Here is a 25307-nt window from a genome sequence, read left to right on the forward strand (position 1 = left end):
TTACGAATTAATTATGTTTGATGTTATCGTTATCGGTGCTGGAATAGGTGGTTTAGTTACAGCCACCCAACTAGCTGCTAAAGGTGCTAAGGTCTTAGTCTTAGAACGTTACCTAATTCCCGGTGGTAGTGCAGGTTACTTTCAGCACCAAGGCTATACATTTGATGTTGGTGCATCAATGATTTTCGGCTTTGGGAAACAAGGAACTACCAACTTACTCACCCGTGCCTTAGATGCAGTAAATGTTAAACTAGAAACTATCCCTGATCCTGTGCAAATTCATTATCATTTACCCAACAAATTAGATATCAAAGTTGAGCAAAATTATGAGAAATTTTTACAAAATCTGATAGCTTATTTTCCACAGGAAGAAAAAGGAATTCGTCGTTTTTATCATGAATGTCAAAAAATATTTAATTGCCTTAACAGCATAGAATTATTATCTTTGGAAGAACCCAGTTATGTGATGCGGGTATTTTTTCAAAACCCTTTAGCTTGCTTGGGTTTAGCAAAGTATTTACCGCAAAATGTCGGTGATATCGCAAAACGTCATATTAAAGATCCTTTACTTTTAAAATTTATTGATATTGAATGTTATTGTTGGTCAGTAGTCCCCGCAGCTATGACACCAATGATTAATGCGGGAATGGTATTTTCTGATCGGCATTATGGAGGTGTTAATTATCCTGTGGGTGGAGTAGGAAAAATCGCCCAAAAATTAGTAGCAGGTTTAGAAAACAAAGGTGGTAAAATTGAATATCAAGCCAGGGTAACAAAAATTATTACTCAACAGGGAAAGGCAGTAGGTGTACAGTTAGCAAACGGTAAAATTTATCATGCTAAAAAAATAGTTTCTAATGCCACTCGCTGGGATACCTTTGAAAAATTATTACCAACAGCACAGATGCCAGCTAATGAAAAAAATTGGCAACAAAAATATCAAAAATCACCGAGTTTTTTAAGTTTTCATCTGGGTGTGAAAGCGTCTGTTTTACCACCAGGAACAGAATGTCATCATATTTTTCTAGAAGACTGGGAGAAAATGGAATTAGTCTCAGGGACGCTGTTTGTTTCTATTCCCACTTTACTAGATCCTAGTTTAGCCCCTACAGGTTATCATATCATTCATGCTTTTACACCTGCTTGGATTAGTAATTGGCAGGAGTTGACTGCTAATGAATATGCAGAGAAAAAAGAACAAACTGCTGGGGAAATTATTAATAGATTAGAGCGAATCTTTCCTGGCTTAGATGCAGGTTTAGATTATATGGAAATAGGCACACCCCTCACCCATCGGCGGTTTTTAGGTCGTGTGGATGGGACTTATGGACCCATACCCAGGCGAAAATTGCGGGGGTTATTGGGGATGCCTTTTAACCGTACAGCCATCCCTAACCTTTATTGTGTGGGGGATAGTACGTTTCCCGGTCAGGGTTTAAATGCTGTGGCGTTTTCTGGGTTTGCTTGCGCTCATCGTATTGCTGTAGATTTGGGAATTAAATCTTGAATTTAGACGTTTATTCCTAATATAGCAGCGGCTTTGTGTGTTTGTTTCCAGGAAGCATTCACAGTTTCTTGCACCATGATTAAGTAAATTTTAGTTGATGTTTTTAAAAACGAACCACTGAGGCACAGAGGACACGGAGAAAAGTTTTTTAAAAACAGCTTTCTAGGGTGCTTTATCTCAGAAAGTAAAAGCACCACAAATATTAAATTAAGTTAGTTTAATTTAATTTAATTTAATTTAATTTGATTTTACTTGCTGCTTTGCTTGCTTTTTCTCTTGCTGAATTTTCATCTTTTCCTTTTGCTAATGCTACTCCCATTCTCCGATAAGGATGTGCGGTTGGTTTACCAAATAATCTAATATCTACATCGGTTTCTGTTAATGCTTGTGCGACTCCTGTAAATGTGATAGCATCTGATTTTTTATCTGCTAAAATTACTGCACTTGCTGCATATCCTAATTGTTGAATATTAGGAATGGGTAAACCTAAAATTGCTCGCAGATGTAATTCAAATTCGTTTAAGTTTTGGGAAATTAATGTCACCATTCCCGTATCATGGGGACGGGGTGAAAGTTCAGAAAAGATAACTTCATCTTTGGTAATGAAAAATTCAACCCCGAAAATTCCCGCACCTCCTAAAGCATCAGTTACTTTTTTAGCTATTGCTTGAGATGCTAATATTTTATCATCAGAAATATTTGCAGGTTGCCAAGATTCTTGATAATCTCCTCTTTCTTGTCTGTGTCCAATCGGAGGACAAAATATAGTTTCTGCATTCCATTGTTTAATAGTTAATAAAGTAATTTCAATCTCAAAGTTGATAAATTCTTCAACTATTACTTTTTGACTATCACCCCTAGAATTATCAATTGCGTAATTCCAAGCTTTTTCTACTTCTGTTTTATCGTTAACGACTGATTGACCTTTTCCTGATGATGACATCACGGGTTTAACAACATTAGGAAAACCGATTTTTTCAGAAACTGAAATCAATTCTTCTAAGCTGACTGCATAACCATATTTAGCAGTTCTTACCCCTAATTCTTGATGTGCTAATTCTCTAATTCTGTCACGATTCATCGTGTAATTAGTTGCTGCTGCTGTGGGAATAACTGTAATTCCTCTTTCTTCAAATTCTTGTAATTTTTCGGTTCTAATTGCTTCAATTTCGGGGATAATAAAATCCGGTTGATGTTTACTAACTACTGCTTCTAAATCATTTGCACTGAGCATAGAAATAACTTCAGAACAATCAGCAACCTGCATTGCGGGAGCGTTTGCATATCGGTCAACGGCAATGATATAATTACCTAAGCGTTGTGCAGCAATCACAAATTCTTTACCTAGTTCTCCTGAACCAAGTAACATTAATTTTTGGGGTAGTTTGAGTGATTTTTTCATGGGTTGATGAGATTAATTTCCATATCATGTTATTGTAGAATAATAGGGGGTATTTGTTAATTTTTTGAATTTCTGATTTATTAAATTTAATTGCCAATGTTTATGAAATTCAATATTTTACAGTTTTGTTTATAGCAATTGCTTTAGCTGTATGATCTAAAATTTGATAGTTGACAGATGAAAATAACTAATAACTAAAAAAATGACACCTACTGAATTATTAATATTAGCATTTGCAGGAGTTATAGCCGGAATTTTAGCGGGTTTTTTAGGAATTGGCGGAGGTACAGTTTTAGTACCTTTATTAATCTCATTAGGTTTTGAATCAATTCAAGCAGTTGCTACCAGTAGTTTATCAATTGTGATTACTGCATCTGCTGGAAGTATTCAAAATTGGCGCATGGGATATCTAGATATAAAAAACGTTTTAGGTATGGCATTACCAGCCTTAATAACTGCCCAAATAGGTGTTTTTTTAGCTAATCTATTTCCCGAATATCTATTATTATTTACCTTTGGGCTATTATTAATTTCCAACGTTTATTTAGTTGAATTGCGTAAAAAAATCATCGCTAGAAAAAAAACTGAAGAAGAAGCAATTAGTAATCAGGAAAAACTAGATAATAAAAATCCAGATAATATTCATAAAAGCCGAGAAATTCGGAATAGAATTATCACAGGTGGTACTGGAGGTTTATTAGCAGGTTTATTTGGAGTAGGTGGTGGTGTAATTATGGTTCCTCTACAAATTATCCTATTAAATGAAAATATTAAAAGAGCAATTCAAACCAGTTTAGGAGTCATAGTTATCACTGCTATTTCCGCAACCGCTGGCCACGCTTATCGAGGTAATGTTTTATGGGAAACAGGCTTAATTTTAGGACTTGGTGGTTTATTAGGAGTACAATTCAGTACCCGGTTTTTACCAAAATTACCAGATAAAATAGTCAGTTTAGCTTTTAGAAGTTTATTAGCTATTCTATCTATTTATATTTTCTGGAAAGCATGGCAAACTTACCAACTTTGACTTTTTAAAATAAGGAAAGCGTATTAACGATAGCGTAACGTATCAAATAACTATCTTAGTAATAACATAACGCAAAAAATCTTTATTTTCTCTGTGTCTCTGTGGTTCGTTTTAAAAAATAAAATTGGCATTAAATACTACTCATCAAAACCAACATCTTCATAAACATGATTAACATTTCCCTCAAACCCAATACTGTGACAGTGAAATGATGTACTTTCACCTGTATAAGATTGTAAAACCCACAACCTTTCACTATTACGACGGAAACATTCAATGCTATAGTAACATGAGATATAAAGCTTCATCTATTGCATAAACGTATCAATTGATATACTCATGTTTAATAGCACTTTTTTCTTCCATTTCTAAGTATTCTGCCGATGTTAAATAGATTTCTGGGGAAGCAACCATATTGAAAACCTCCAAAATTTGGGGATGAGTGAAAATTTTTACCTATTGCTACTACACTAATTATTAAATATGAAGAATCCACACCCTTTCATTATTTGGCGATCGCGCTAGGATGTAATACAGTTAACGGCATAGTTTCAGGCGATTCAGTTTCTATGGAACATTTCCCCATCAAGGCTGTACAAGCTGCCTATTACGGCGAAAACTCCTACCGCACACCACCCCCAGATTTACCTTCTCTGTTATTAAAAGAGAGAATAGTTTATCTGGGGATGCCATTAGTTCCTGCGGTTACAGAGTTAATCATCGCTGAATTACTATTTTTACAATCTGACGACCCAGAAAAACCCATTAAAATCTACATCAACTCAACTGGTACTTCTGGTTACAGTGGCGAACCTATTGGTTTTGAAACCGAAGCCTTCGCTATCTACGACACCATGAAATACATCAAGCCCCCCATCCACACCATTTGTATTGGTTCAGCAATGGGAATGGCGGCCATGTTGTTGAGTGCTGGGACAAAAGGTTGTCGCGCCAGTTTACCCAACTCTTCCATTATCTTGCATCAGCCAAAGAGTTACGCTCAAGGCCAAGCAACAGACATACAAATTCGTGCCAGAGAAGTTTTGGCAAACAAAGCATCACTGGTGGATATTCTCTCTAGCACCACAGGACAAGCACCAGAGAAAATCATCAAAGACATGGATCGTTTGTTGTACATGACACCTTACCAAGCTAAGGAATACGGTTTAATAGACCGCGTGTTTGAGAAAGAAGAACTCGCCAACCCCCCAATGCCTACAAGTGTGCTTTAAGAAGGTGATTGGTGACTGGTGACTGGGTTATTAATCTAGCCTTGTCTACCTACACCCTACACCCCACCTCCCCACCTAAATAAATTAAAACTGGAGTAACTAAAATGCCTATAGGCGTACCAAAAGTTCCATACCGGATGCCCGGTGGACAATATACAGATTGGATTAGTATTTATGACCGTCTTTACCGGGAGAGAATTATTTTCTTGGGAAGAGATGTAGATGATGAAATTGCCAACCAAATTATCGCCGTCATGCTTTATTTGGATTCCGATGATCCAGGTAAAGATATCTATTTATACATCAATTCTCCTGGTGGGATGGTGACATCTGGCTTGGCAATTTATGACACCATGCAACACATCAAATCTGATGTTGTTACCATTTGCGTTGGTTTAGCTGCTTCCATGGGATCTTTCCTATTAGCGGCAGGAACAAAAGGTAAACGCCTAGCTTTACCCCACTCCCGGATTATGATTCACCAACCTTCCGGTGGAACTCGCGGCCAAGCTTCTGATATTGAAATTGAAGCTAGGGAAATTTTGCGAATTCGCAGCCAATTAAATCAGATTTATGCTGATAACACCAGTCAACCCTTGTCTAAGATTGAGAAAGATATGGATCGTGACTTCTTTATGTCTGCTCAAGAAGCCAAAGAATATGGTTTAATTGACCGTGTGATTGAAGAACGCATCTAAAAAAAGAAAAATAGATTCAAAATTCAAGGTTAAAAATTCAAAAGTTAGAATTATTCACTTTTAATTTTTAATTTTGAATTTTGGATTGGAGTAAAGCAAACATGGACATTGGAGACTGCTACCGTTTATTGGGTTTAAGGAAAGGAGCTTCTTTTACTGAGGTGAAATCGTCATACCGCCGACTGGTACAGCAATATCATCCAGATATTAACCCAGATGAAAAATCTAAAGAAAAATTTATTGCCTTAACAGAGGCTTATAAACTCCTGCAAACGGTAGCACCTCTAGAGGAAGTAACCGCAAAATCACGTCATAGTTCTGTGAGTTCATCAACTTCTGTCAGTAATACAACGGAAGTAATAACCCAGGAATCATCAACAACAACCACTGTCATGCCTGATCCTCCGACTGTAGAGGATATAGAAAAACGGTTAAAGTGGAAGACCTATGAACAGTTACAAAGGTTTCTCCAAGCTAAGAGATTTCCCCAGGCGATCGCACTTGTAGAGGCTTTAGCTGCTAGATTACCAGAAGATGCAGAAGTACGGCAATGGCAAGCTATATCTTATCAAATTTGGGGTAGGGCTTTAATTAATGACAAACAACTACCCAAAGCGAGAATTTATTTAAAAAAGGCTTTGAAAACAGATCCTCATAATAAAGCTTTGTTACACGAAATACAACAAGACTTTCAGCGCTTGGGGATTAAATTTTAAGATATATTTATCTATTTACACAAAAATTAACAAGAATTAAGTAATTTTACACAAAACCTTCACCGAGTATTTATTTAAGTATTATTACTATAGCTATCGTGTAAATTAACAGGATAATCTAATGTCATGTTGTGTTGAATCACAACTTTGATTCGTCAGGTGGGTATGTAATGTTTTACCGTCTCATCTTAAATTCAACTTTGGCCTTAGCTAGTGTGTTCACTGTGCAACATACAGCCCTGGCTCAAAGTGTAGACGTTCCTTTTAATGGCACTGTCCCTGTTCAGGCTACCTTTACAGAGACTACCCCAGCTTACATAGAACCAACTGTTTCTGGTAATTCTGATGGTATGCCTACCACCTTAGAACCACTAACTCCAGCTACAGTTAACGTGCAAACCAGCACAAACGCCACCATTACAGTATCCACCCCTGTTTTGTTATCTGGTGCGAGTGAAGACCCTCCAGGAACTATAAAAATAGGTTATGTCAGTTTTGGTGGAAATACTTACAGTAGTGATGTTGGTGGTGGAAGTGCGCCTTTACCTGCGGGAACAAATGATTTACAGGTGAGTATGTTGGTAGAACGCCCTACTGCATTTCCAGCCGGGACATATACATATACTGTCACCCTGACTGTTACGCCATAGTATCGAGTTTAGATTTTGTTCCTATTTAATGACTCGGTGTAAATCTACTTTTTGCAAAAGGATTAATTATGATTCGTCGTTCTTTATTAACTGCTGCTTTAATTTTAGGTGGTAGTGTAATTGCTGCTCCTAAAGTCAACGCTCAAAGTATTGATGTACCTTTTACCGGTAGTGTGGGTGGTGTTTGTAATGTTGGCCAGGTTACTCCTGGTATGTTAGGTACTTATAGTCCTGGTGGTCCAGGTACAAATCCCACAATGTTGGATACATATGCTCCGGGAGGATCACAGGGTAAGGTTGCTGTTAGTTGTAACCAAGATGCTGTGGTTAGCGTCTCTAAACCACGGCAAACTGGAGGATCTGATTTTATAGCTATCAATTCTTATAGTAACCTCAACTCACCATTTGGTTCATCTTGGGCAGATGGTATGGGAGCTTTTGGTACACACATAATTCCTCCTGGTCTAGGTATGGAATTAACAATAGATATGATGGTAGATAAAGGTGTTGCTTTAGTACCTGATGTTTACAACTTTGTCACAACAGTGAGTATTACACCTTTGTAAATCACTAGAGTAGATCCCCTACTTCTGATATCAATCATCAATTAATTTGGAAGTTGAAAAAAGAAGTTGGGGATCTGATTTTTAAAAATAAATATGTTTATGAATATGCTTGATAAATCCTGGATTTCTAACCTTGCTTTTGGCTTAACATTATCTGCTTTAACTCTATTTCCGAATATAGCAAAAGCTCAAGTTAGTGTTTCTCCCCTAATTATTGAAAGCAACGCTAAACGGGGACAAGCTCAAGGAATGATTACTATTACAAATACCAGTAATTCTATTACCCGTGTGCGAGTCTATGCTAAACCTTTTACCTATAGTCGTGATAGCGGATTTGAAATTTTATCATCTACTCCCACAGACTTAACCAAATATCTGCAATTTTCCCCCCGTGAGTTAACAATTAAACCCAGAGAAAGTCGCAGAGTCAGGTTAATTAGTCGGTTAGCACCTAATTTACCAGATGGAGAATATCGGGCAGTAATTTTTAATGAAACTCTCACAGAAACCAAAAATTCTCAGGGTAATAGCGTAGGTTTAGTAGCACGAATTGGTGTAACTTTCTATGTGAGAAAAGGTAATATTTCCCAAAAATTAGAGGTGTCTGGTGCAAGTTTTAATCAAGCACAAAAACAAATACAAATCCTAGTTACCAACAGCGGTAAAGCAACCGCACGTCCTGGGGTTAATTGGACATTAAAACAAGGGGAAACAGTTGTTAAAAGCGGGAAAGTAGATCCTAGCTCTGTGGTTGCAGAAAGTGAGCGTAATTTATTATTAAAATATCCTCTAAAAGATGAACCTGCTTTAACTCCTGGTGAATATCAGTTAAGTGGTGATTTAATCTGGGGAGATAATAACAATGCTAGTAAATTACCATTTAATGTCAATATTTCCATCCCGAAAATAGCACCTGTCCCAGATAAGAAATAATATGAAGCTGCATAGAATAAGATGTCGAAAATAATTGAACGCAGATGGACGCAGATAAACGCAGATAAATCAACAGAATATGCAACAGCATCTCACAAATAAAATCAGTATTTGTCTGTTTGCGACTGTCCCAATTATTTGCCAAATTCTCATAATTCCAGTACAAGCAGATGATTTAAATAAAAACAACTCTGAGACTACACAAATATCTGATCAAAATACAGAATTTATAGTATTTCCAGTTGGTTTGAATATTGGTAAACGTCCAGTTAAATCTAGTTTTTTAGTTAAGGGTAAGGAAGATGGAACGGATGCTGTTGATTTTGCCAATTGGTTGATACCTTATGATGCTATAATTGAAGCCTTAAAATTAAAAGTTACCATTTTGGAAGATGGTCAATTAGAAGTAAAATCTCCTGGTTTAATTACAAAGATTGATCCTAATAAAATACGCACCGATTCTGAATTAGGATTAGTATTAAGTATTGCAGATTTAGAAAATTTATTTGGTGTCAAAGCTACATTTGATATTAATGAATATGCGATTATTTTAGAAGTTCCTTGGGAAAATAAATCTAGTGATAAGTTTGCAGAAACAGAAAATATAATTTCATTGACAGGATTACCAAAAGTTAAACCAGAAAATATTAATATCTCAGCAATAGAACAAAAAGTAACTATTAGCGGGAGTGAGAGACAAGACACAAATTATCGAGGTGAATTAATCACTATTGGTAGTGCTTTTGGAGGTTCTTGGTTTTTACGCACAACTCAACGAGATTTAACTGATTTACAAACTTGGAATATCAGAGACGCACAATTTTTTAAACCGAAAAAATCTACAGATATTATTATTGGTTCTCAGCGTAATTTTTGGCAAAGTCAAGGAGATTTTTGGGGTCTAACATACATCAATAGAACAGGTTTTACACCTCCTCAACCTTTTAGTGGTGGTGCTGTAGATTCTCGTCAACGTTTACAAGCATCTGCGATTGGAAGAACTATAGCAGGTGAAGCTGAACCAGGGACATTAGCAAGATTAGTACAGGGTTTTGGTGATCAGGTAATTGCGGAAATTTTAGTAGATTCTTCTGGTATTTATCGCTTTGAAGATATTAAAAATAATAACCGATTTGCTAGTAATAATTATCGAGTTTTATTATATCCCCAAGGAAAATTAACCGCACAACCAGAAATACAAGAAGCAAGTTTTACCACTGTTCTGGGACAAATACCCGCAGGTGCTTCAGCTTTGATATTTTCCGGAGGAATGAAAAGAGAATCTTCAGGAAACGGAAATTTCTTAGGAGATTTTGCTGATTTTCGCGGTGGTATTGCTGGCCGTTGGGGTTTATCGGAAAGTCTAACTGTTGGTGTGGGTGGTGTGTATGAAGACTCTCCCAAAGCTTTAGCAGAGTTATTTTATCGTCCTACTAATGTACCTGTACAGGTGGCCTTATTTGCACTTTCAGGTGAGAATGGAAATGTAAATACAGATATTCGTTATGATCCATTTTCTAATTTGAATTTAACATTTAATAGCGATCGTTTTTCCCAACGTTCTCAAATAAATTGGCGAGTATTTCCGAATTTGACTTTATTTGCTTTAGATAATTCCCGTGATGCTACTTCTGGAGGTTTACAAGTTAGTTATAATAGTCGGGGTTTTTCTACTTTTGGTCGGGTGAGTTTTGATGATAAAGACCGCATCCGTTGGAATTTACTACAACGATTAAACAAACTGGAATTAACACAGCGGGGAAATGAAATTGGTACTTTTTCGGAACTAAATTATAAATTCTCAGACCAGAAATTATTTGATTCAGGAAATGCAATATTATTAAGATACGAAACCAATAATCAGAATAACACTAATAATTTACTAAATATTGGTTGGCGTTATCGTTCTGAGCAAAAAGCATTAGATGGTAATTATATTTGGGATGTGGAATTAGGTTATGGTATTGGTTCTCAAGGTGAAGGTATCATTGCATCTTTGGGAACTACAATTTTACCAGGTTTAATGTTGAGAGGACGTTATCAAGGTGTATCAGTAAATTCTGATCAAAGCAGCTTTAGTATTGATTTAGTATCTGGTTTAAATTTGCAAAGAGGTATTAAACCAAGTGATAGACGCTCGGAATATTTCCGTACCCAAGGAGGTTTATTAATTCAGCCATTTTTTGATAAAAACAATAACGGTAAACGAGATAGTAACGAAGAATTTTACACACAGGATGCAGGATTATTAGTAATTATAAATAATCGTCCTCTCAGGTCTTTTTCACCAGATATTAGAAGTGATGGCATTTTAATCCGTCTTGCACCGGGAACATACCGCTTAGACCTTGATCCAGCAGGGTTCCCCCCCGACTGGCAAGCTAATAATACTGCTTTAGCAGTAGATGTAATTCCTGGTAGTTATACCCCTGTTGTTATTCCTTTAATTCTCTCCTACACAGTATCAGGAGTTGTCACAGATTCTCAAGGTGATGCGTTAGTAGGTGCAAGGGTAGAAGCAGTTGAAAAAAACCAAGGAATTAGACGTTTTTCTGTTACCAACGGTGCTGGAGTTTATTATTTAGAAAATTTACCCCAAGGAAATTACCAGCTAGAAATTAATGGTAAATCTGCTGGTAGTTTAAATTTAGATCAATCTTCAGAACCTTTCCAAGAACTGAATTTAAAAGAATAATTTTTATTTGTCCGCATGAACATAGTCAACAAAGTAAAATTTAGGAATCAAAGAAAACTTCAACAAAGCGGAAATTCCCATTCCTAAAAGTGCGGTAATAATTAATGGTAAACCTACCCGCAAACGCAAACTATCAGGAAGAACAGCAACCCCAGAAACAACAATTACAAAATATCCTAAAAGTCCTATTTGCAGACGTTCTATATTTTTAACCGCTGTTCTACAACTACTACAATGTTGAGTATGTTGTTGATAACGATCCAACATTACACGACGATCATTATTAATTTTACTTTCTGTATTCTTAATACCTACCTTATCCCAAGGTAACTTACCTTGACAATATTTATCAAACCAAGTCCTAAACTCAATTACTAATCTATCTGCACTGGTAGGTAATTTATAAGCTGTTTTCCAACTTTCTTTTTCTTGTTTTTGTTTTAAGAAATACTCTTGCTGATTTAATAATATCATGTCACCATCTAAAAGAAAATTTCTATTATTAATATGATCCCACCAACGGGGTGTTAAAGAATGGGTAGTTTTAGCGAAGTTACGAGGAAATTGACCAACAAGTCTGGATTTTCCAGGAGATACAGGTATACAATAAGTTACAATTCCGAATTTCTTCTCAGTTTTACCAATAGTAATGGCATATTCTAAACGACAAGGTGGTTCAAAAGTAATAGTTGTTGGTAAACCTCTGGGAAGATCAACTTCAATTAAATCAATGGTTGATTTCGTGATATTCATGGGTATAGGTATTGCTTTGTTCCGATCGCCTTGTACCCCGTGGTGAGCAAAAGGAACATGACTAGGATCAGCTAGGTTTTCTATGAAAGTCTGCCAATCATATTCTAAATCACGGACTACAGAAGTCCAAACAAATCCTTTACTTGCATCTACTTGAGGTGATAGCGGTAGAGGTGTTTTTGCTGCTAATTCTACTGTTTTGATATCTGGCCAAACCCAAAGTAAATCATTTTCTTCTTTGACTGGAAGGGAAGTTACACAGAAATTATCTTTGTTTTTATCAAGTATTTCTGGTTTTTCTGCTTGGGGAATATCTGTACAAATACCCTGTTGATCAAATTGCCAACCGTGATAACTACACATTAAATTTCCAGTTTTATCATCAATTCTTCCTTCGCTTAATGGTGCTAAACGGTGAGGACATTGATCTATAAATACTCGGTAATTTTCGGAATTTCTGGGTTTCCAAATTACTAAACGTATTCCTAACAAGGTTACTGGTGTAGGACGTTCTGGATCAAGGTCTTCAACTGGTGAAAGAGGATACCAATGTTGAAAAAAGTTAAATTCGTTTTCCATTACACTTAATTATGAAAATCAATTACTGTTTAAATCTGTAAACTATTTTATGTCTAAATCTGCAATAAATATCACTGTTAAATTGTTCGCTGCTTATCAAGAAGCATATCAACTGCCAGAATTAACCCTGGAATTTCCTCATGGTACACCAGTCAAAGCCGTGTGCGATCGCCTAATTAGCGAACATCCACAACTAGAAAAATGGCGCCATGTTACCCGCTTCGGCATTAACTTAACCTTTGTCGAACCGGACACTCTTTTAAATGATGGTGATGAAGTCGTCCTCATTCCCCCCGTAAGTGGAGGTTGAGGAGAAATGGAGAGTTGGAATGTTGACATACTCACCAATCACCAATCCCGACAAAAATAGTCGGGTATGTTTGACGAGTATTTTGGCTCATGCTACTATCATTTAACAGTCAAGGAATATACGGGGAAAGGTAGTTTATGACTCAAGCAGTAGCAAACTTAAACAAAGCCAACGCTTCCATCTTAAAAGCACTCAAGTGTAAAGAATGTGGTGCTGAATACGAACTCAAAGCAATTCATGTTTGTGAGGAATGCTTCGGGCCATTGGAAGTTAAATATGACTATGATGTTTTGCGTCAGTCTGTAAGTCGAGAAACTATTGAAGCTGGCCCCAATTCTATTTGGCGTTACCGTCAATTCTTACCAGTTGCTACTGATAACTATATAGATGTGGGAACAGGGATGACACCCTTAGTCCGTTCTCACCGTCTTGCCCGCCGCCTGGGTTTAAATAAACTTTATATTAAAAATGACGCTGTTAATATGCCCACCCTGAGCTTTAAAGATCGGGTTGTATCCGTGGCACTTAGCAGAGCTAGAGAATTAGGTTTTACTACAGTATCTTGTGCTAGTACCGGTAACTTAGCAAATTCTACAGCAGCGATCGCCGCCCATGCTGGTTTAGATTGTTGTGTATTTATTCCTTCTGACTTAGAAGCAGGTAAAATCTTGGGTAGCTTAGTCTACAGTCCTACCTTAATGGCTGTTAAAGGCAACTACGACCAAGTTAACCGCCTGTGTTCAGAAGTTGCAAACACCTACGGTTGGGGTTTTGTAAATATTAACCTCCGTCCTTATTATTCTGAAGGTTCTAAAACATTAGGCTATGAAGTTGCCGAACAACTAGGATGGGAATTACCAGATCACATCGTTGCACCTTTAGCTTCTGGTTCATTGTTCACCAAGATTTATAAAGGTTTCAATGAATTTGTAGAAACTGGTTTAGTCGAAGGTAAAAAAGTCCGTTTCAGCGGCGCACAAGCAGAGGGATGTTCCCCCATCGCTGAAGCATTCAGAGAAGGTAGAGACTTTATTAAACCAGTTAAACCCAATACCATCGCTAAATCTATCGCTATTGGTAACCCAGCGGATGGTGTCTATGCTGTAGAAATAGCCCAAAAAACCAACGGTAATATCGAATCTGTGAACGACACAGAAATTATCGAAGGAATCAAACTTCTCGCAGAAACTGAAGGTATCTTCACCGAAACCGCAGGTGGTACAACCGTTGCAGTGCTGAAGAAATTAGTAGAAGCTGGCAAAATTGACCCAGATGAAACCACCGTTGTTTACATCACTGGTAATGGTTTGAAAACCCAGGAAGCAATACAAGGCTACATTGGCGAACCTCTAACCATTGATGCTAAATTAGATAGCTTTGAGCGGGCATTAGAAAGATCCCGTACCCTTGATCGCCTAGAATGGCAACAAGTTTTAGTTTAAATTCTGTCATTGGTAACGTAAAATTTAACCACTGACTTGAGGGGGTTTAGCATTGCTGAACCCCTACAAATTCACTCACAATTAAAAAGTAAAGACTCACCTGGAAATCATGGCCGTTAAAGTTTTAATTCCCACTGCGCTGCAAAAATTTACAAATAATCAAGCTACCTTAGAATGCAGTGGTAGTAATATTTCTGAATTGTTAGATTCCTTAGAAACTGCTTGTCCTGGAATTAAAGAAAAAATCTGTGATGAAACTGGAAAACCCCGTCGTTTCCTGAACATCTACGTTAACAGTGAAGATATCCGCTTTCTAGACAACACAGAAACAACTCTAAATGATGGTGATGAAGTTAGTATTGTTCCAGCTGTAGCAGGTGGTTAATTAGCAGTTAGCCAAATATTAATCATTGGAAAACTAGAAGTAAATGGGTTTAGCACTGCTAAACCCCTACTGTCACCTGTCACCGTGGTGTAGCACCTGTTAACTCAATAAAGCCTTTAACTCTTCAGTTTTTAATCTTGGCCCGTAGGTTGTAACAATCTGAGAAGCTGCTTGAGATGCTAATTTTCCGGCTGCTTCATAGTTCATCCCGTGGGTGACACCATAAAGAAAAGCACCTGCATACATATCACCAGCACCTACTGTATCTACAGCTTTGACTTGAGGTGCAGCAATTTCAATTAATTTTTCACCATCAAATACGACTGAACCCTTGGGGCCGCGAGTAATAGCAAACCCTTTACTCAAGATTTTTAACTTATCTACAGCTACTTGAAAATCTTCAGTTTCTGCTAAACCTAATGCTTCACTTTCATTAGCAAAGATAAAGTCTAAACCAGATCCGATTATGTCTAATAAACCATCTTTAAAGAATTTTACCATGTTGTAATCAGACAGAGTAAAAGTGGTTTTTACTCCCGCATTTTTAGCGATTTCTCTGGCTTTGATAGCTGCGTCTTTGCCAGTGGGAGAAGTGACTAAATAGCCTTCGATGTATAAATATTCAGAATCTGCGATCGCCTCTGGAACTAATTCATTAGTAGAAAATTCCCCCGTAATTCCCAAAAATGTATTCATTGTCCGATCAGCATCGGGAGTTACTAAAACCAAACATTTACCAGTAATTCCTGATTGTAAATCAGCATCTTTTAAATTTGTATCTACCTGACAGTTAAGCAAATCTTTAATGTAAAAGTCGCCAAATTCATCATTAGCAACTTTACAGGAATAAAAACTTCTTCCTCCAAATTGACTAATTGCTACAATTGTGTTAGCCGCTGAACCTCCACAACTTTTATGACAATTCAGAGTTTTCAGATTTTCTAAAACATGATTTTGACTTTCTTCATCTAGGAGTGTCATTACACCTTTATCAATATTTAGCTTTTGTAGTAGCTCTGGAGAGACTTGATATTCAATATCCACCAAAGCATTACCCACACCATAAACATCATATTTCTTGCCCATTCTTAATCTCCTAGAATAATTTCTGTCTAACTCGAACAGAATTGATAATAACAGATATGCAACAGATATGAAAAATTATGATTCATTCGTTTTTATCTGCGTCTATCTGCGTTTATCTGCGGTTAATTCTTTTCAATAGATTTATTTTATGGAGATTGAGAGTCCAGGAATGTTGAATTAATTTATTTCTATCAACTATAATCATCAAAACTGATCAGGATTTAGTTGGAATTAATTTCTGTTGCCATTCATCATTGTTTTCTATATTATTCAAAACTATTCGCTGATAGGATTCATTGGCTAATTGAATGTTTAAAACATTACCAAAATTATTCTTTCTTCTCACATACCAAAATTCCTTACCTCTGTCTGTATAATAAGTTCCAGTTTTAATTACACCAGGAATAGCTGTACCAGGAGCGCGGATTTCTTTCCAGGTATTCGGTGGTAACTCTGTTGTCACTTGGATAATATTAGTGAGAGGAATTTGCCAAGATTTGTGCAGTCTAGCTGCTAAAAGTTGTTCTGTGAATGTAAATTCAATCTGCAAACAGTCATCTATTATATTTAAATTCATGGTTTGATAAAAATAATTTACTTACTTATTTATTAATTTTATTCCCATATAAAATGATTTGTCATTGTCATCAAAGAAAAAATCTGAGAGATGATTAGAGATGAATAGCTATCCTCTGGTATGTCAAAATAAAAAGGATTGACTATCACAACGTAAGTAACTCACTCAAACAGCTAGATAAAGGATTGATCTGAGAAATGGCAGAAGAAACCAACCAAAAACCAGCAGAAACCGAAAAAACTGCTGCTAAACCTGCGGCCAAGAAAGAAAAACCCCCTGCTGTGGAAGATAAGCCGTTTGAAGAGTTTATGCAGCAATATTACCTACCTGCTTTACAACAGGCGATCGCACAGGAAGGACTAACAGATGTAAACCTGACTTTTGCTAAACAGAAGTATCCTCTTATTGGTTTTGACTCCACTGAAGAATGCTGGCAAATTATCGGTAGTTGGCAAAACGGACAGCGCCAATTTAATGTTTACTTCCCTGATGCAGACATCCAAGGTCAAAAGGGATTTTCCTGTCATGAGGGTAAAAAACCCAGCACTTTGGAATCATTCCTCATTGATGAACGCAAAATCACCCTTGATTTATTGGTCAATCGTCTACTCTACCGTTTAAACGGTCAAAAATGGCTAGGTAGAAATTAATCATTGGGCATAGGGCATGGGGCATTGGTACTTAGTGGTTAGTTTTTTCCTATTCCCTATTCCCTATTCCCTTCCTTAACTGATAACTAACACATTTACATTTCATGGAAATGATAGGTAACAGCCCCAGTTACAGGGTCGTTATCCATAATCACATAACCTGATTGCAGCATATCTTTTAACACCATTTCCACCTCGGCAAAACTAGCACCAGTAGCCATCACACCTTGAGTAACTGTCAAAAAACCACCTCTACTTGCTGCTGCTTCTAACAATTTGAGCATTAATTTATGACCAGTGGGTTGGTAAACTTGGGTGTTAACAACAGGTTGATTTACTGGTAAACCTAAAGGTGATAAACCTGCCTTTAATCGCAAATTTTGCTCATATTCATCTATCATTCCTGGAATTAACAGCAAATCTACGAACTGACCGACATAGAAGAAACCAAGGGTAAAAAACCATAATAAACCCGTCCCGATTTTGCCATTATACAAGCGATGTAAACCGCCAAAACCCAAAAAACCAGCAGCACATAAGATATAAGAAGCGATGAGACGCTCTTGATGATTATTTTTTTCTGTTTTCATAGCTTTCTGTAAACAAAGCGTTTATGCTAGTCTTTTAAAATGCAAGTAAAATTATATCTATCCTAACTCAATAATTTTAGTAGTAGATGGAATTGAGGATCTTAGGTGATTACCAATTTTCAACCCCTAATTTCGCAATATCTAAAGATTTGTTGCAACTCTTAATGTTTTATTTCTATTTTCACCCCTAGACCTTGCTACACTGGATTTCATACAAATGTCATTATTGTCCTTAGCAGCACCTTGTGAGAGCATAAATTTAGAATTTAGCTGTCTGGTGTACTCAACATAAGAAAAACACAAGAGCAATTAACACATGGTAAATTCCCTCGAAAAACCAGGCTTTGAAGAAATGCGTCCTGGGGTGAAAGTCCCCTCTAAGGAAACCCTTTTAACACCCCGGTTTTACACAACAGATTTTGATGAAATGGCGCGGATGGATATTTCCGTCAACGAAGACGAATTACAAGCCATCCTCGAAGAATTTCGCATTGACTACAACCGTCATCACTTTGTTCGGGATGCTGAGTTTGAACAATCCTGGGATCATATTGATGGGGAAACTCGTCAATTGTTCGTGGAATTTCTAGAACGTTCCTGTACTGCGGAATTCTCTGGATTTTTACTTTACAAAGAACTCGGCCGTCGCTTAAAAGACAAAAGCCCTGTCTTAGCAGAATGTTTTAACTTGATGTCACGGGATGAAGCCCGTCATGCTGGTTTCTTAAACAAAGCTATGTCAGACTTTAATCTGTCCTTGGATTTAGGGTTTTTAACTAAGAGCCGTAGTTACACATTCTTTAAACCTAAATTTATCTTCTACGCTACTTATCTTTCTGAGAAGATTGGTTACTGGCGTTATATCACCATTTATCGTCATTTAGAACAACATCCTGAAGATAGAATTTACCCAATTTTCCGCTTCTTTGAAAATTGGTGTCAGGATGAAAACCGTCATGGTGACTTCTTTGACGCAATTATGAGAGCGCAACCCCAAATGTTGAACGACTGGAGAGCGAAACTATGGAGTCGTTTCTTCCTGTTGTCAGTATTTGCTACCATGTATCTCAATGATATTCAGCGTAAAGATTTCTATGCTACTCTCGGTTTAGATGCAAGGGAATATGACATTCATGTCATTAAGAAAACCAACGAAACCGCAGGTCGAGTTTTCCCAGTGATGTTGGATGTTGAGAATCCAGCTTTTTATGAACGGTTGGATGTTTGCGTTAGAAATAACGAGAAATTGAGAGAGATTTCTAACTCCAATAGTCCCAAGTTCTTACAATTCTTCCAAAAATTGCCCGTTTATGTTTCTCATGGTTGGCAGTTATTGAACTTGTACCTAATGAAACCCATTGATGCGGCTGTAGCTCATGGTCAAGTTCGGTAATTTAATTAATTGAGTTTAACTTTGTTAAAAAATACAGGTGGTTCTGAGAGTATCAGAGCCACTTTTTTTAGTTAAGACATCAAAATATTCTAAATAGGTAAACGTCCGGTGATGAACATTTTATAACCTCCTGACATGAGGATTAATGATAGGAAAAATTGCCATAAACTCGTAGGATTGAGGATAGCGCGACTACTCATAAATACGAGGATAATTCCCATAACTACGGGTATCCATCCCAATTCTTTCATCCCTCTGGGGAAGAAAATTAGTATCATTACTCCTATGCTGAGTGCAAGGATAGATGTATCTGCGGCTATTCCGCGCCACCAGTAGGGATAAACGTTAGTAGTGAAAATAATATTTTGTCCTACAAAGTAGATACCTAATATCAGCAAACCGAAGCCAAGTATTCTCAGTAAAAAGCCCATGATTATTTGAGTTTACAAGTTTGGTTATAATTTAGCACATACTTACTTATAGTAGAAGTATTTTTTGTCAGAAGTAGCTTACGCCACGCTGCGCGAACAGGATGTACCGGATGGGGATTTTATGGATAACTATGTAAAGATGTAAAATGTAAAAAAATAGCAAAATAGATGCAAATTAGTAAGCGAATTCAATAAATGTAGATGCTTTACATGAATTAAGAACTATGACCGAACTAACCAGTATAAAACAGCTATCAAGGATTGTTTTAAAAGGTTTCAAATCTATTGCAGAATGTGACCTTCATCTTTCTCAACTTAATATACTCATTGGTTGTAATGGTGCAGGGAAATCCAATTTTATTGGCTTTTTTCGTATGGTTCAAGAAATACTTGATAGACATTTACAAATTTTTGTTAGTCGTCAAGGTGGACCAGATTCAATTTTACATTTTGGTCGAAAAACAACTGAACAATTAGAGATTAAACTCTACTTTAACGATAATACTACATATTTTGCGACCCTTGAACCAACTCAAGATAACCGTATGATGTTTTCTAAAGAGTCTTTGGGATTGGTTGATGATAGTGAGTGGGAAATAGGTAGTGGACATTTTGAAACTCACGCTTATACAGGGACTGAGAGAAAAATTGATGAATATGTATTATTTGCTATGCTACCTTGGAGGGTTTATCATTTTCATGATACCAGTGACAGTGCTTATGTAAAACAACCTACTCCTATTAATGATAATATTTACCTGCGTCCAGATGCTCGTAATTTAGCGGCTTTTTTGTATTTATTAAAAAACAATTATTCTCAATCTTATCAACAAATTGTCAAAACAATCCGGCTTGTTGCACCTTTTTTTGATGATTTCTTATTGCGTCCTTCTCCACACAATCAGGATGTAATAGAGTTAGAATGGTTTGAACAAGGTCAGGATATTCCTTTTAAAGCTCATCTGCTGTCTGATGGAACACTGCGTTTTATATGTTTAGCAACGGTATTTTTACAACCTGCAATTTTACAACCAGAAACTATTTTAGTTGATGAACCAGAATTAGGTCTTCATCCTTATGCAATTACTATTTTAGCATCTTTAATACGTGCTGCTTCTAGAGAAAAACAAGTAATTGTTTCAACTCAATCTGTGGAATTATTGAATGAATTTACAGCAAATGATGTGATTGTTGTAGATAGAAAAGATGGTAAATCATTACTGCGTAGATTAAATGAGGATGATTTACAAGAGTGGTTAGAAGATTATACTTTAGGAGAGTTATGGAAAAAGAATATTATTGGAGGTAGACCTTCAAAATGATTCGAGTACAGATTTTTGTGGAAGGACAAACGGAAGAAACTTTTGTTAGAGAATTGCTTTACAATCATTTTCTACAACAAAACATATATGTTAATCCTATACTTCTGGGTGGTGCGGTAACTTATGGAAAAATTAGAAAAGAATTATCTCGTAAATGTTCTGAAGATAGCACTGCTTTTGTAACTACGATGTTAGATTTGTATGGATTACCAAAAGATTTTCCAGGTAAAAGTTCTATTCCTAGTACCAATAATCCTTTTGAAAAAGCTGAATATCTAGAAAAACAAATGGGTGTAGATATTGGAACGCAAAATTTTATTCCTAATTTATTGGTGCATGAGTTTGAGGGACTTCTTTATAGTAATCCCCAAGCTTTTTTAGGATGGTTTGATCAAAGTGTAGTAGAAATTTTAGAAAGTGAACGTAAATTATTTCCTTCACCTGAACATATTAATGATAGTCCGATAACAGCACCTTCTAAACGTATTCTTCGATGTTGTCCTGGATATGATAAACCTTTACATGGTTCTTTAATTGCTATGGATATTGGTTTGGATACAATACGTAATCAGTGTCAGCATTTCGATAAATGGTTGACGAAACTGGAGAATATTAAGTAGTTAAATATTTTGTCTGAATCAGGATGTCCAGGATAGGTATTTGATGAATATATATGATATAATAGTAAATTATTAATTATTCTGTTAGACGTAACTTATGTCCTATAAAGTCAGTATTGTTATTGAAAAGGATGAAGATGGATATTATGCTTATTGTCCTGAACTTCCTGGTTGTCAATCTGAAGGTGATTCATTAGAAGCAGTACAAGCAAATATTAAGGAAGCGGTGGAATTATATATAGAAACATTATCAGAATTTTCAAACATATTTTAAATATATTTTTGTCTGAATCAGGATGTCCAGGATTTTAGGATTTTCAGGATGGTAATTTTTAATAGTTTCAGGAAGGTTAGGGCATAATAGTAAAAATAGTGACAGTGTTTCCGTTTTAGTTCTTGCAAGGCTGAATGTTAAATAATTTTCATGAGGTGTGTATCTGGAATACCCATTTTTGATACACTTGATATACAAAATGGTATTAAATAAACTTCATAACAGTTGATGGAGATTTGACTTGACCGAATACAGAATTAAACTACAAGCAAACGAGATTAAGCCCAGGTTGCAACTGCTAAAAAAGAAAGCTTTATTAATAGAACCTAAGTTGGCAGCTAGGATTAATGAAATGGGAACTACATTGTCTAAATATAAAAATGAACTTCTTGATAAAAAACGGTTTTTAATAGGTTTTCTCAATGAATTTTATTACGATATTCAAACTTATATATATGACATCAAACCGATTTTAAATTTACCTCAAGGAGAAATAGAAAAATTTTGCCAACAAAAGAATCTGTCTGTAACTGAGTATTACTGGTATAGCGTTATATTGCCTAATTGGTTGAGTCAAGAAGATCCAAAATTTTCTTACTGGATTGAAAAACTTATACAAGAAGAGTATAGTGGTAGTGATGAAGATTTAATTATTGCTATAACTAAAACAATTAATTCTAGGACTGACGGAAGTGCTTCAAATCGTTATATTCTAGATTTATCTATGGCTACAGATTTACTTGTTAGTCATGTTCCTAGTACACTTGAGCCTGTGTTTGTTCAGCTTACAGGTATGTCTAACTTGCGGGATGAACAACTTAACCCTGATTTTCTGAATAAGCAGCAGCGATGGAATAACACTCTATCATGTTGGGGTATTAAACGGGCTTTATTGGTTACTCATGATGCTCAAGTGAACAGTGCAAACAATCTACTCAAGTTAGCTGATGTTATGCTAAAAGAGAGTAGCGATCGCCCGAATAATTTTATTGCTGTTATACCCTTTCCTGGATAGTATTATGACTAAGAATGTAAGTATTTATAATCAGTCAACTTCCGAGGTAGATTGGAAATATCTGGAAGCATCCCAACAGTTGCAGCTAGATAAGCAAAATTATGGTGCTGATTATATTCATCTTTATGTTGATGATATAGAAGGTGATTGGCTGGAAAATTGGGATTGGGAAGATGATTTACAAGATTATATTGATGCTTTTTATCATCATTGTGAACAGGGAAATTATCAATTTGCTTTGGATACTTTAAATGCTTGTGATGATTTATTGAATCAACCAGAAAATTATGAAAAGGGTTTAGAGGTTTATGGTTATTTGGTTGAAAGGTTAGAGTTAGAATGTTCAAGACAGACTGATATAAATAATCAAGAAATTTTGAACGAAGCAAGACAGCGTATTTTTATATTACAAAATAATGGGCAAGGGGAAAATATGCAAGAAGAAAAAATGATGAATATTATAGTTACAGAAGGATCTCGTTTAGGATACATGAAAAAATTACTAGAGAAAGTGCATAATGGTGTAATTAGAAAAACTTGGAAATTTGAATGTTGTACTCGTGACGATGAAACACAAACTTCTTATAGTAAACAAGCACGTGCAACAAGCGGAAATTTTATAGTAGATTTTGGATTTTGGTATGATATTGAATTAGGTGGTTATTTTATAAGTAAAACAGATGGATCTGAACAAGATAATATTAATGAAGATTTCTATTCATCAACCTTTTCTAATCAAGAACTTGATTTAATAATAGAATACTTGAATAAAATTGAAGGAGCAAATTGGCAAGCTAAATCAATGGATTTAGATGCGTTACCAGAATAAATAAAAGTTTACATTACTCCCTCACCACCATAAGAATACTGATTGAATGAACCACGAAGACACGAAGAACAAGAAGCAAGAAGAGTAATCTTAGGATGGTAAGATAATAGTTAGTTAGGTAGCCAAGTTAAATCAACCCTGTCATCAATGTTTTTTAAAGCTAATAAAACCATATTTAAAGATTCATATCCACTATTTGCATCCTCAAATGTTATGTAATTTGTATCTAGGAGATCATCACACATAATACTGATGATAAAATAAAAAAAGCGTATATTCACTGAAAACCCTAAAAATTTAAAAATAAAAATATTTATACTCCATAACCAACAGAATGCTTTAAAATCCCCAACTCCATGTAAAATACATAATTCAGACTGTATTTCCTCAACAACATGGGTAGCACATTTGGTCATCTTTTCCGAATTACAACATTTGGCGAATCTCACGGCGGCGGTGTGGGTGTTATCATTGATGGTTGTCCCCCACGACTGGAAATTTCCCCCGCAGAAATTCAATTTGAACTAGACAGAAGACGGCCAGGACAAAGTAAAATCACAACACCCCGCAAAGAAGCGGACACCTGTGAGATATTATCAGGGACATTTGAAGGTAAAACCCTGGGAACACCTATTTCTATCCTAGTCAGAAATAAAGATACCCGTTCCCAAGATTACGATGAGATGGCGCAAAAATACCGTCCTTCTCACGCAGATGCTACCTATGATGCAAAATATGGGTTTAGAAATTGGCAAGGTGGTGGCAGATCGTCAGCCCGTGAGACAATAGGTAGAGTAGCAGCAGGTGCGATCGCCAAAAAAATTCTCCGTCAAGTTGCAAATGTAGAAGTTATCGCCTATGTTAAACGCATCAAAGACCTAGAAGGAAAAGTTGATACAAACACCGTCACTTTGGAAGATGTAGAAAGTAATATCGTCCGTTGTCCAGATGGCGAAATTGCTAACCAAATGATAGAACTAATAGAAAAAACTGGTAGAGATGGTAACTCTATTGGTGGTGTAGTTGAATGTGTAGTCAGAAACGTTCCCAAAGGTTTAGGAGAACCAGTTTTTGATAAATTAGAAGCAGACTTAGCAAAAGCGGTCATGTCACTTCCTGCAAGTAAAGGTTTTGAAATAGGTTCAGGTTTTGACGGAACTTTGTTAACAGGTTTTGAACATAACGACGAATTTTATATTGATGAAAGTGGTGAAATTAGAACAATAACCAACCGTTCTGGTGGTATTCAAGGGGGAATTTCTAACGGTGAAAATATCATTATCAGAGTTGCTTTCAAACCAACTGCAACTATTAGAAAAGAACAAAAAACCGTAACTAAGGAAGGAGAAGAAACAGTTTTAGCTGGAAAGGGAAGACATGATCCTTGTGTTTTACCTCGTGCTGTTCCTATGGTTGATGCAATGGTGGCTTTGGTTTTATGCGATCATCTTTTAAGACATCATGGACAGTGTAAATTATTTTAGAGATTTGGAAATTCGGAACTTACAAAATAACTGAAAATCTCTATAATACTTTCTTATCTTCGTGTTCTTCGCTCCTTCGTGGTTCATTTTTAAGAAATAGAAGAAAACGAACCGCAGAGGCGCAGAGAACGCAGAGAGAAG

28 protein-coding genes are annotated in these 25307 nt (G+C 36.2%); 20 read left to right on the forward strand and 8 right to left on the reverse strand.

All coding sequences use genetic code 11. From position 1 onward, the window contains the following. The first annotated feature begins 13 nt into the window (after positions 1 to 13). The gene (gene crtH, locus WJM97_RS08735; RefSeq protein ID WP_353932651.1) at positions 14 to 1507 is read left to right on the forward strand and encodes a carotenoid isomerase; all 1494 of its coding nucleotides are present in this window, start codon (positions 14 to 16) and stop codon (positions 1505 to 1507) included. 232 nt (positions 1508 to 1739) lie between these two features. Here the strand turns inward: crtH and purT are convergent, their stop codons facing one another. Continuing rightward, complete coding sequence (gene purT, locus WJM97_RS08740) at positions 1740 to 2909, reverse strand: formate-dependent phosphoribosylglycinamide formyltransferase (protein ID WP_353932652.1); 1170 nt, start codon at positions 2907 to 2909, stop codon at positions 1740 to 1742. A 202-nt stretch (positions 2910 to 3111) separates the two neighbouring features. Between purT and WJM97_RS08745 the strand changes: the two genes are divergently transcribed. Continuing rightward, positions 3112 to 3936: a sulfite exporter TauE/SafE family protein gene (locus WJM97_RS08745; RefSeq protein ID WP_353932653.1), complete on the forward strand. Its 825-nt coding sequence runs from the start codon at positions 3112 to 3114 to the stop codon at positions 3934 to 3936. 137 nt (positions 3937 to 4073) lie between these two features. Here the strand turns inward: WJM97_RS08745 and WJM97_RS08750 are convergent, their stop codons facing one another. Next, entirely contained in the window at positions 4074 to 4244 is a 171-nt protein-coding gene (locus tag WJM97_RS08750; RefSeq protein ID WP_353932654.1) for a hypothetical protein, read from the reverse strand. Positions 4245 to 4505: 261 nt separating this feature from the next. Between WJM97_RS08750 and WJM97_RS08755 the strand changes: the two genes are divergently transcribed. The 7 genes from WJM97_RS08755 to WJM97_RS08785 all read left to right on the forward strand — a co-directional run bounded on the left by WJM97_RS08755 (position 4506) and on the right by WJM97_RS08785 (position 11426). Then, complete coding sequence (locus WJM97_RS08755; protein ID WP_353933133.1) at positions 4506 to 5168, forward strand: ATP-dependent Clp protease proteolytic subunit; 663 nt, start codon at positions 4506 to 4508, stop codon at positions 5166 to 5168. A 104-nt stretch (positions 5169 to 5272) separates the two neighbouring features. Then, on the forward strand, positions 5273 to 5866 hold the full coding sequence (locus WJM97_RS08760) for an ATP-dependent Clp protease proteolytic subunit (protein WP_200319576.1): 594 nt from the start codon (positions 5273 to 5275) through the stop codon (positions 5864 to 5866). 101 nt (positions 5867 to 5967) lie between these two features. Then, positions 5968 to 6582: a DnaJ domain-containing protein gene (locus WJM97_RS08765; protein ID WP_353932655.1), complete on the forward strand. Its 615-nt coding sequence runs from the start codon at positions 5968 to 5970 to the stop codon at positions 6580 to 6582. Between the two features lie 170 nt (positions 6583 to 6752). Then, positions 6753 to 7232 (forward strand): hypothetical protein, encoded by a 480-nt coding sequence (locus tag WJM97_RS08770; RefSeq protein ID WP_353932656.1) that lies wholly within the window; start codon positions 6753 to 6755, stop codon positions 7230 to 7232. 68 nt (positions 7233 to 7300) lie between these two features. Next, on the forward strand, positions 7301 to 7798 hold the full coding sequence (locus WJM97_RS08775) for a hypothetical protein (protein WP_353932657.1): 498 nt from the start codon (positions 7301 to 7303) through the stop codon (positions 7796 to 7798). A 105-nt stretch (positions 7799 to 7903) separates the two neighbouring features. Beyond that, the gene (locus WJM97_RS08780) at positions 7904 to 8731 is read left to right on the forward strand and encodes a P pilus assembly protein, chaperone PapD (RefSeq protein WP_353932658.1); all 828 of its coding nucleotides are present in this window, start codon (positions 7904 to 7906) and stop codon (positions 8729 to 8731) included. A gap of 79 nt (positions 8732 to 8810) precedes the next feature. Next, positions 8811 to 11426 carry a carboxypeptidase-like regulatory domain-containing protein gene (locus WJM97_RS08785; RefSeq protein ID WP_353932659.1) on the forward strand — a complete coding sequence of 872 codons (2616 nt, stop codon included), beginning with the start codon at positions 8811 to 8813 and terminating at the stop codon, positions 11424 to 11426. A gap of 3 nt (positions 11427 to 11429) precedes the next feature. Here the strand turns inward: WJM97_RS08785 and WJM97_RS08790 are convergent, their stop codons facing one another. Next, the gene (locus tag WJM97_RS08790) at positions 11430 to 12758 is read right to left on the reverse strand and encodes a Rieske 2Fe-2S domain-containing protein (protein WP_353932660.1); all 1329 of its coding nucleotides are present in this window, start codon (positions 12756 to 12758) and stop codon (positions 11430 to 11432) included. Positions 12759 to 12807: 49 nt separating this feature from the next. Between WJM97_RS08790 and WJM97_RS08795 the strand changes: the two genes are divergently transcribed. The 3 genes from WJM97_RS08795 to WJM97_RS08805 all read left to right on the forward strand — a co-directional run bounded on the left by WJM97_RS08795 (position 12808) and on the right by WJM97_RS08805 (position 14895). Beyond that, positions 12808 to 13068 (forward strand): MoaD/ThiS family protein, encoded by a 261-nt coding sequence (locus WJM97_RS08795; RefSeq protein WP_353932661.1) that lies wholly within the window; start codon positions 12808 to 12810, stop codon positions 13066 to 13068. 137 nt (positions 13069 to 13205) lie between these two features. Then, on the forward strand, positions 13206 to 14510 hold the full coding sequence (gene thrC, locus WJM97_RS08800) for a threonine synthase (RefSeq protein WP_353932662.1): 1305 nt from the start codon (positions 13206 to 13208) through the stop codon (positions 14508 to 14510). Between the two features lie 109 nt (positions 14511 to 14619). Then, positions 14620 to 14895: a MoaD/ThiS family protein gene (locus WJM97_RS08805; RefSeq protein ID WP_353932663.1), complete on the forward strand. Its 276-nt coding sequence runs from the start codon at positions 14620 to 14622 to the stop codon at positions 14893 to 14895. 99 nt (positions 14896 to 14994) lie between these two features. Here the strand turns inward: WJM97_RS08805 and WJM97_RS08810 are convergent, their stop codons facing one another. Together WJM97_RS08810 and WJM97_RS08815 are read right to left on the reverse strand one after the other, a co-directional pair. Next, a complete protein-coding gene (locus WJM97_RS08810; protein ID WP_353932664.1) occupies positions 14995 to 15981 on the reverse strand; it encodes an adenosine kinase in 987 nt (328 codons plus the stop codon). A gap of 214 nt (positions 15982 to 16195) precedes the next feature. After that, positions 16196 to 16558: a hypothetical protein gene (locus WJM97_RS08815; RefSeq protein WP_353932665.1), complete on the reverse strand. Its 363-nt coding sequence runs from the start codon at positions 16556 to 16558 to the stop codon at positions 16196 to 16198. A gap of 197 nt (positions 16559 to 16755) precedes the next feature. On the opposite strand from WJM97_RS08815, the gene WJM97_RS08820 reads away from it, so the two are divergent. Beyond that, complete coding sequence (locus tag WJM97_RS08820) at positions 16756 to 17208, forward strand: DUF2996 domain-containing protein (RefSeq protein WP_353932666.1); 453 nt, start codon at positions 16756 to 16758, stop codon at positions 17206 to 17208. A 95-nt stretch (positions 17209 to 17303) separates the two neighbouring features. On the opposite strand, the gene WJM97_RS08825 is transcribed toward WJM97_RS08820, so the two are convergent. Further along, on the reverse strand, positions 17304 to 17798 hold the full coding sequence (locus WJM97_RS08825; RefSeq protein WP_353932667.1) for an NINE protein: 495 nt from the start codon (positions 17796 to 17798) through the stop codon (positions 17304 to 17306). Between the two features lie 316 nt (positions 17799 to 18114). Between WJM97_RS08825 and acsF the strand changes: the two genes are divergently transcribed. Continuing rightward, positions 18115 to 19191 carry a magnesium-protoporphyrin IX monomethyl ester (oxidative) cyclase gene (acsF, locus tag WJM97_RS08830; RefSeq protein WP_353932668.1) on the forward strand — a complete coding sequence of 359 codons (1077 nt, stop codon included), beginning with the start codon at positions 18115 to 18117 and terminating at the stop codon, positions 19189 to 19191. An 89-nt stretch (positions 19192 to 19280) separates the two neighbouring features. Here the strand turns inward: acsF and WJM97_RS08835 are convergent, their stop codons facing one another. Next, complete coding sequence (locus tag WJM97_RS08835) at positions 19281 to 19622, reverse strand: hypothetical protein (RefSeq protein WP_353932669.1); 342 nt, start codon at positions 19620 to 19622, stop codon at positions 19281 to 19283. Between the two features lie 224 nt (positions 19623 to 19846). On the opposite strand from WJM97_RS08835, the gene WJM97_RS08840 reads away from it, so the two are divergent. The 5 genes from WJM97_RS08840 (at position 19847) to WJM97_RS08860 (ending at position 23682) form a co-directional block, all read left to right on the forward strand. After that, the gene (locus tag WJM97_RS08840; RefSeq protein ID WP_353932670.1) at positions 19847 to 20944 is read left to right on the forward strand and encodes an AAA family ATPase; all 1098 of its coding nucleotides are present in this window, start codon (positions 19847 to 19849) and stop codon (positions 20942 to 20944) included. Next, a complete protein-coding gene (locus WJM97_RS08845; protein WP_353932671.1) occupies positions 20941 to 21564 on the forward strand; it encodes a DUF4276 family protein in 624 nt (207 codons plus the stop codon). Before WJM97_RS08840 ends, WJM97_RS08845 begins: the two co-directional genes overlap by 4 nt. Before the next feature lie 97 nt (positions 21565 to 21661). Further along, a complete protein-coding gene (locus tag WJM97_RS08850; protein ID WP_353932672.1) occupies positions 21662 to 21838 on the forward strand; it encodes a type II toxin-antitoxin system HicB family antitoxin in 177 nt (58 codons plus the stop codon). Between the two features lie 241 nt (positions 21839 to 22079). Beyond that, complete coding sequence (locus WJM97_RS08855) at positions 22080 to 22853, forward strand: hypothetical protein (RefSeq protein ID WP_353932673.1); 774 nt, start codon at positions 22080 to 22082, stop codon at positions 22851 to 22853. Positions 22854 to 22857: 4 nt separating this feature from the next. Continuing rightward, positions 22858 to 23682 carry a hypothetical protein gene (locus tag WJM97_RS08860; RefSeq protein ID WP_353932674.1) on the forward strand — a complete coding sequence of 275 codons (825 nt, stop codon included), beginning with the start codon at positions 22858 to 22860 and terminating at the stop codon, positions 23680 to 23682. 110 nt (positions 23683 to 23792) lie between these two features. Here WJM97_RS08860 and WJM97_RS08865 read toward each other — a convergent pair whose 3' ends face one another. Next, positions 23793 to 24098: a hypothetical protein gene (locus tag WJM97_RS08865; protein ID WP_353932675.1), complete on the reverse strand. Its 306-nt coding sequence runs from the start codon at positions 24096 to 24098 to the stop codon at positions 23793 to 23795. Between WJM97_RS08865 and aroC the strand changes: the two genes are divergently transcribed. Beyond that, on the forward strand, positions 24078 to 25166 hold the full coding sequence (gene aroC / locus WJM97_RS08870) for a chorismate synthase (protein ID WP_353932676.1): 1089 nt from the start codon (positions 24078 to 24080) through the stop codon (positions 25164 to 25166). The genes WJM97_RS08865 and aroC overlap by 21 nt on opposite strands. The last annotated feature ends 141 nt before the right edge of the window (positions 25167 to 25307 follow it).

It is taken from the genome of Okeanomitos corallinicola TIOX110, from assembly GCF_038050375.1.
GTDB lineage: Bacteria > Cyanobacteriota > Cyanobacteriia > Cyanobacteriales > Nostocaceae > Okeanomitos > Okeanomitos corallinicola.

Excerpts from the sequence above, each read along its gene's own strand:
- WJM97_RS08760 (WP_200319576.1), top strand. The coding sequence starts at position 5,273 with ATGCCTATAGGCGTACCAAAAGTTCCATACCGGATGCCCGGTGGACAA.
- WJM97_RS08810 (WP_353932664.1), bottom strand. The coding sequence starts at position 15,981 with ATGGGCAAGAAATATGATGTTTATGGTGTGGGTAATGCTTTGGTGGAT.
- WJM97_RS08850 (WP_353932672.1), top strand. The coding sequence starts at position 21,662 with ATGTCCTATAAAGTCAGTATTGTTATTGAAAAGGATGAAGATGGATAT.
- WJM97_RS08795 (WP_353932661.1), top strand. The coding sequence starts at position 12,808 with ATGTCTAAATCTGCAATAAATATCACTGTTAAATTGTTCGCTGCTTAT.
- WJM97_RS08775 (WP_353932657.1), top strand. The coding sequence starts at position 7,301 with ATGATTCGTCGTTCTTTATTAACTGCTGCTTTAATTTTAGGTGGTAGT.
- WJM97_RS08840 (WP_353932670.1), top strand. The coding sequence starts at position 19,847 with ATGACCGAACTAACCAGTATAAAACAGCTATCAAGGATTGTTTTAAAA.
- WJM97_RS08785 (WP_353932659.1), top strand. The coding sequence starts at position 8,811 with ATGCAACAGCATCTCACAAATAAAATCAGTATTTGTCTGTTTGCGACT.
- WJM97_RS08835 (WP_353932669.1), bottom strand. The coding sequence starts at position 19,622 with ATGGGCTTTTTACTGAGAATACTTGGCTTCGGTTTGCTGATATTAGGT.
- WJM97_RS08815 (WP_353932665.1), bottom strand. The coding sequence starts at position 16,558 with ATGAATTTAAATATAATAGATGACTGTTTGCAGATTGAATTTACATTC.
- purT (WP_353932652.1), bottom strand. The coding sequence starts at position 2,909 with ATGAAAAAATCACTCAAACTACCCCAAAAATTAATGTTACTTGGTTCA.
- WJM97_RS08745 (WP_353932653.1), top strand. The coding sequence starts at position 3,112 with ATGACACCTACTGAATTATTAATATTAGCATTTGCAGGAGTTATAGCC.
- acsF (WP_353932668.1), top strand. The coding sequence starts at position 18,115 with ATGGTAAATTCCCTCGAAAAACCAGGCTTTGAAGAAATGCGTCCTGGG.
- WJM97_RS08845 (WP_353932671.1), top strand. The coding sequence starts at position 20,941 with ATGATTCGAGTACAGATTTTTGTGGAAGGACAAACGGAAGAAACTTTT.
- WJM97_RS08825 (WP_353932667.1), bottom strand. The coding sequence starts at position 17,798 with ATGAAAACAGAAAAAAATAATCATCAAGAGCGTCTCATCGCTTCTTAT.
- WJM97_RS08865 (WP_353932675.1), bottom strand. The coding sequence starts at position 24,098 with ATGACCAAATGTGCTACCCATGTTGTTGAGGAAATACAGTCTGAATTA.
- crtH (WP_353932651.1), top strand. The coding sequence starts at position 14 with ATGTTTGATGTTATCGTTATCGGTGCTGGAATAGGTGGTTTAGTTACA.
- WJM97_RS08755 (WP_353933133.1), top strand. The coding sequence starts at position 4,506 with ATGGAACATTTCCCCATCAAGGCTGTACAAGCTGCCTATTACGGCGAA.
- WJM97_RS08860 (WP_353932674.1), top strand. The coding sequence starts at position 22,858 with ATGACTAAGAATGTAAGTATTTATAATCAGTCAACTTCCGAGGTAGAT.
- thrC (WP_353932662.1), top strand. The coding sequence starts at position 13,206 with ATGACTCAAGCAGTAGCAAACTTAAACAAAGCCAACGCTTCCATCTTA.
- WJM97_RS08780 (WP_353932658.1), top strand. The coding sequence starts at position 7,904 with ATGCTTGATAAATCCTGGATTTCTAACCTTGCTTTTGGCTTAACATTA.
- WJM97_RS08820 (WP_353932666.1), top strand. The coding sequence starts at position 16,756 with ATGGCAGAAGAAACCAACCAAAAACCAGCAGAAACCGAAAAAACTGCT.
- aroC (WP_353932676.1), top strand. The coding sequence starts at position 24,078 with ATGGGTAGCACATTTGGTCATCTTTTCCGAATTACAACATTTGGCGAA.
- WJM97_RS08805 (WP_353932663.1), top strand. The coding sequence starts at position 14,620 with ATGGCCGTTAAAGTTTTAATTCCCACTGCGCTGCAAAAATTTACAAAT.
- WJM97_RS08790 (WP_353932660.1), bottom strand. The coding sequence starts at position 12,758 with ATGGAAAACGAATTTAACTTTTTTCAACATTGGTATCCTCTTTCACCA.
- WJM97_RS08750 (WP_353932654.1), bottom strand. The coding sequence starts at position 4,244 with ATGAAGCTTTATATCTCATGTTACTATAGCATTGAATGTTTCCGTCGT.
- WJM97_RS08770 (WP_353932656.1), top strand. The coding sequence starts at position 6,753 with ATGTTTTACCGTCTCATCTTAAATTCAACTTTGGCCTTAGCTAGTGTG.
- WJM97_RS08765 (WP_353932655.1), top strand. The coding sequence starts at position 5,968 with ATGGACATTGGAGACTGCTACCGTTTATTGGGTTTAAGGAAAGGAGCT.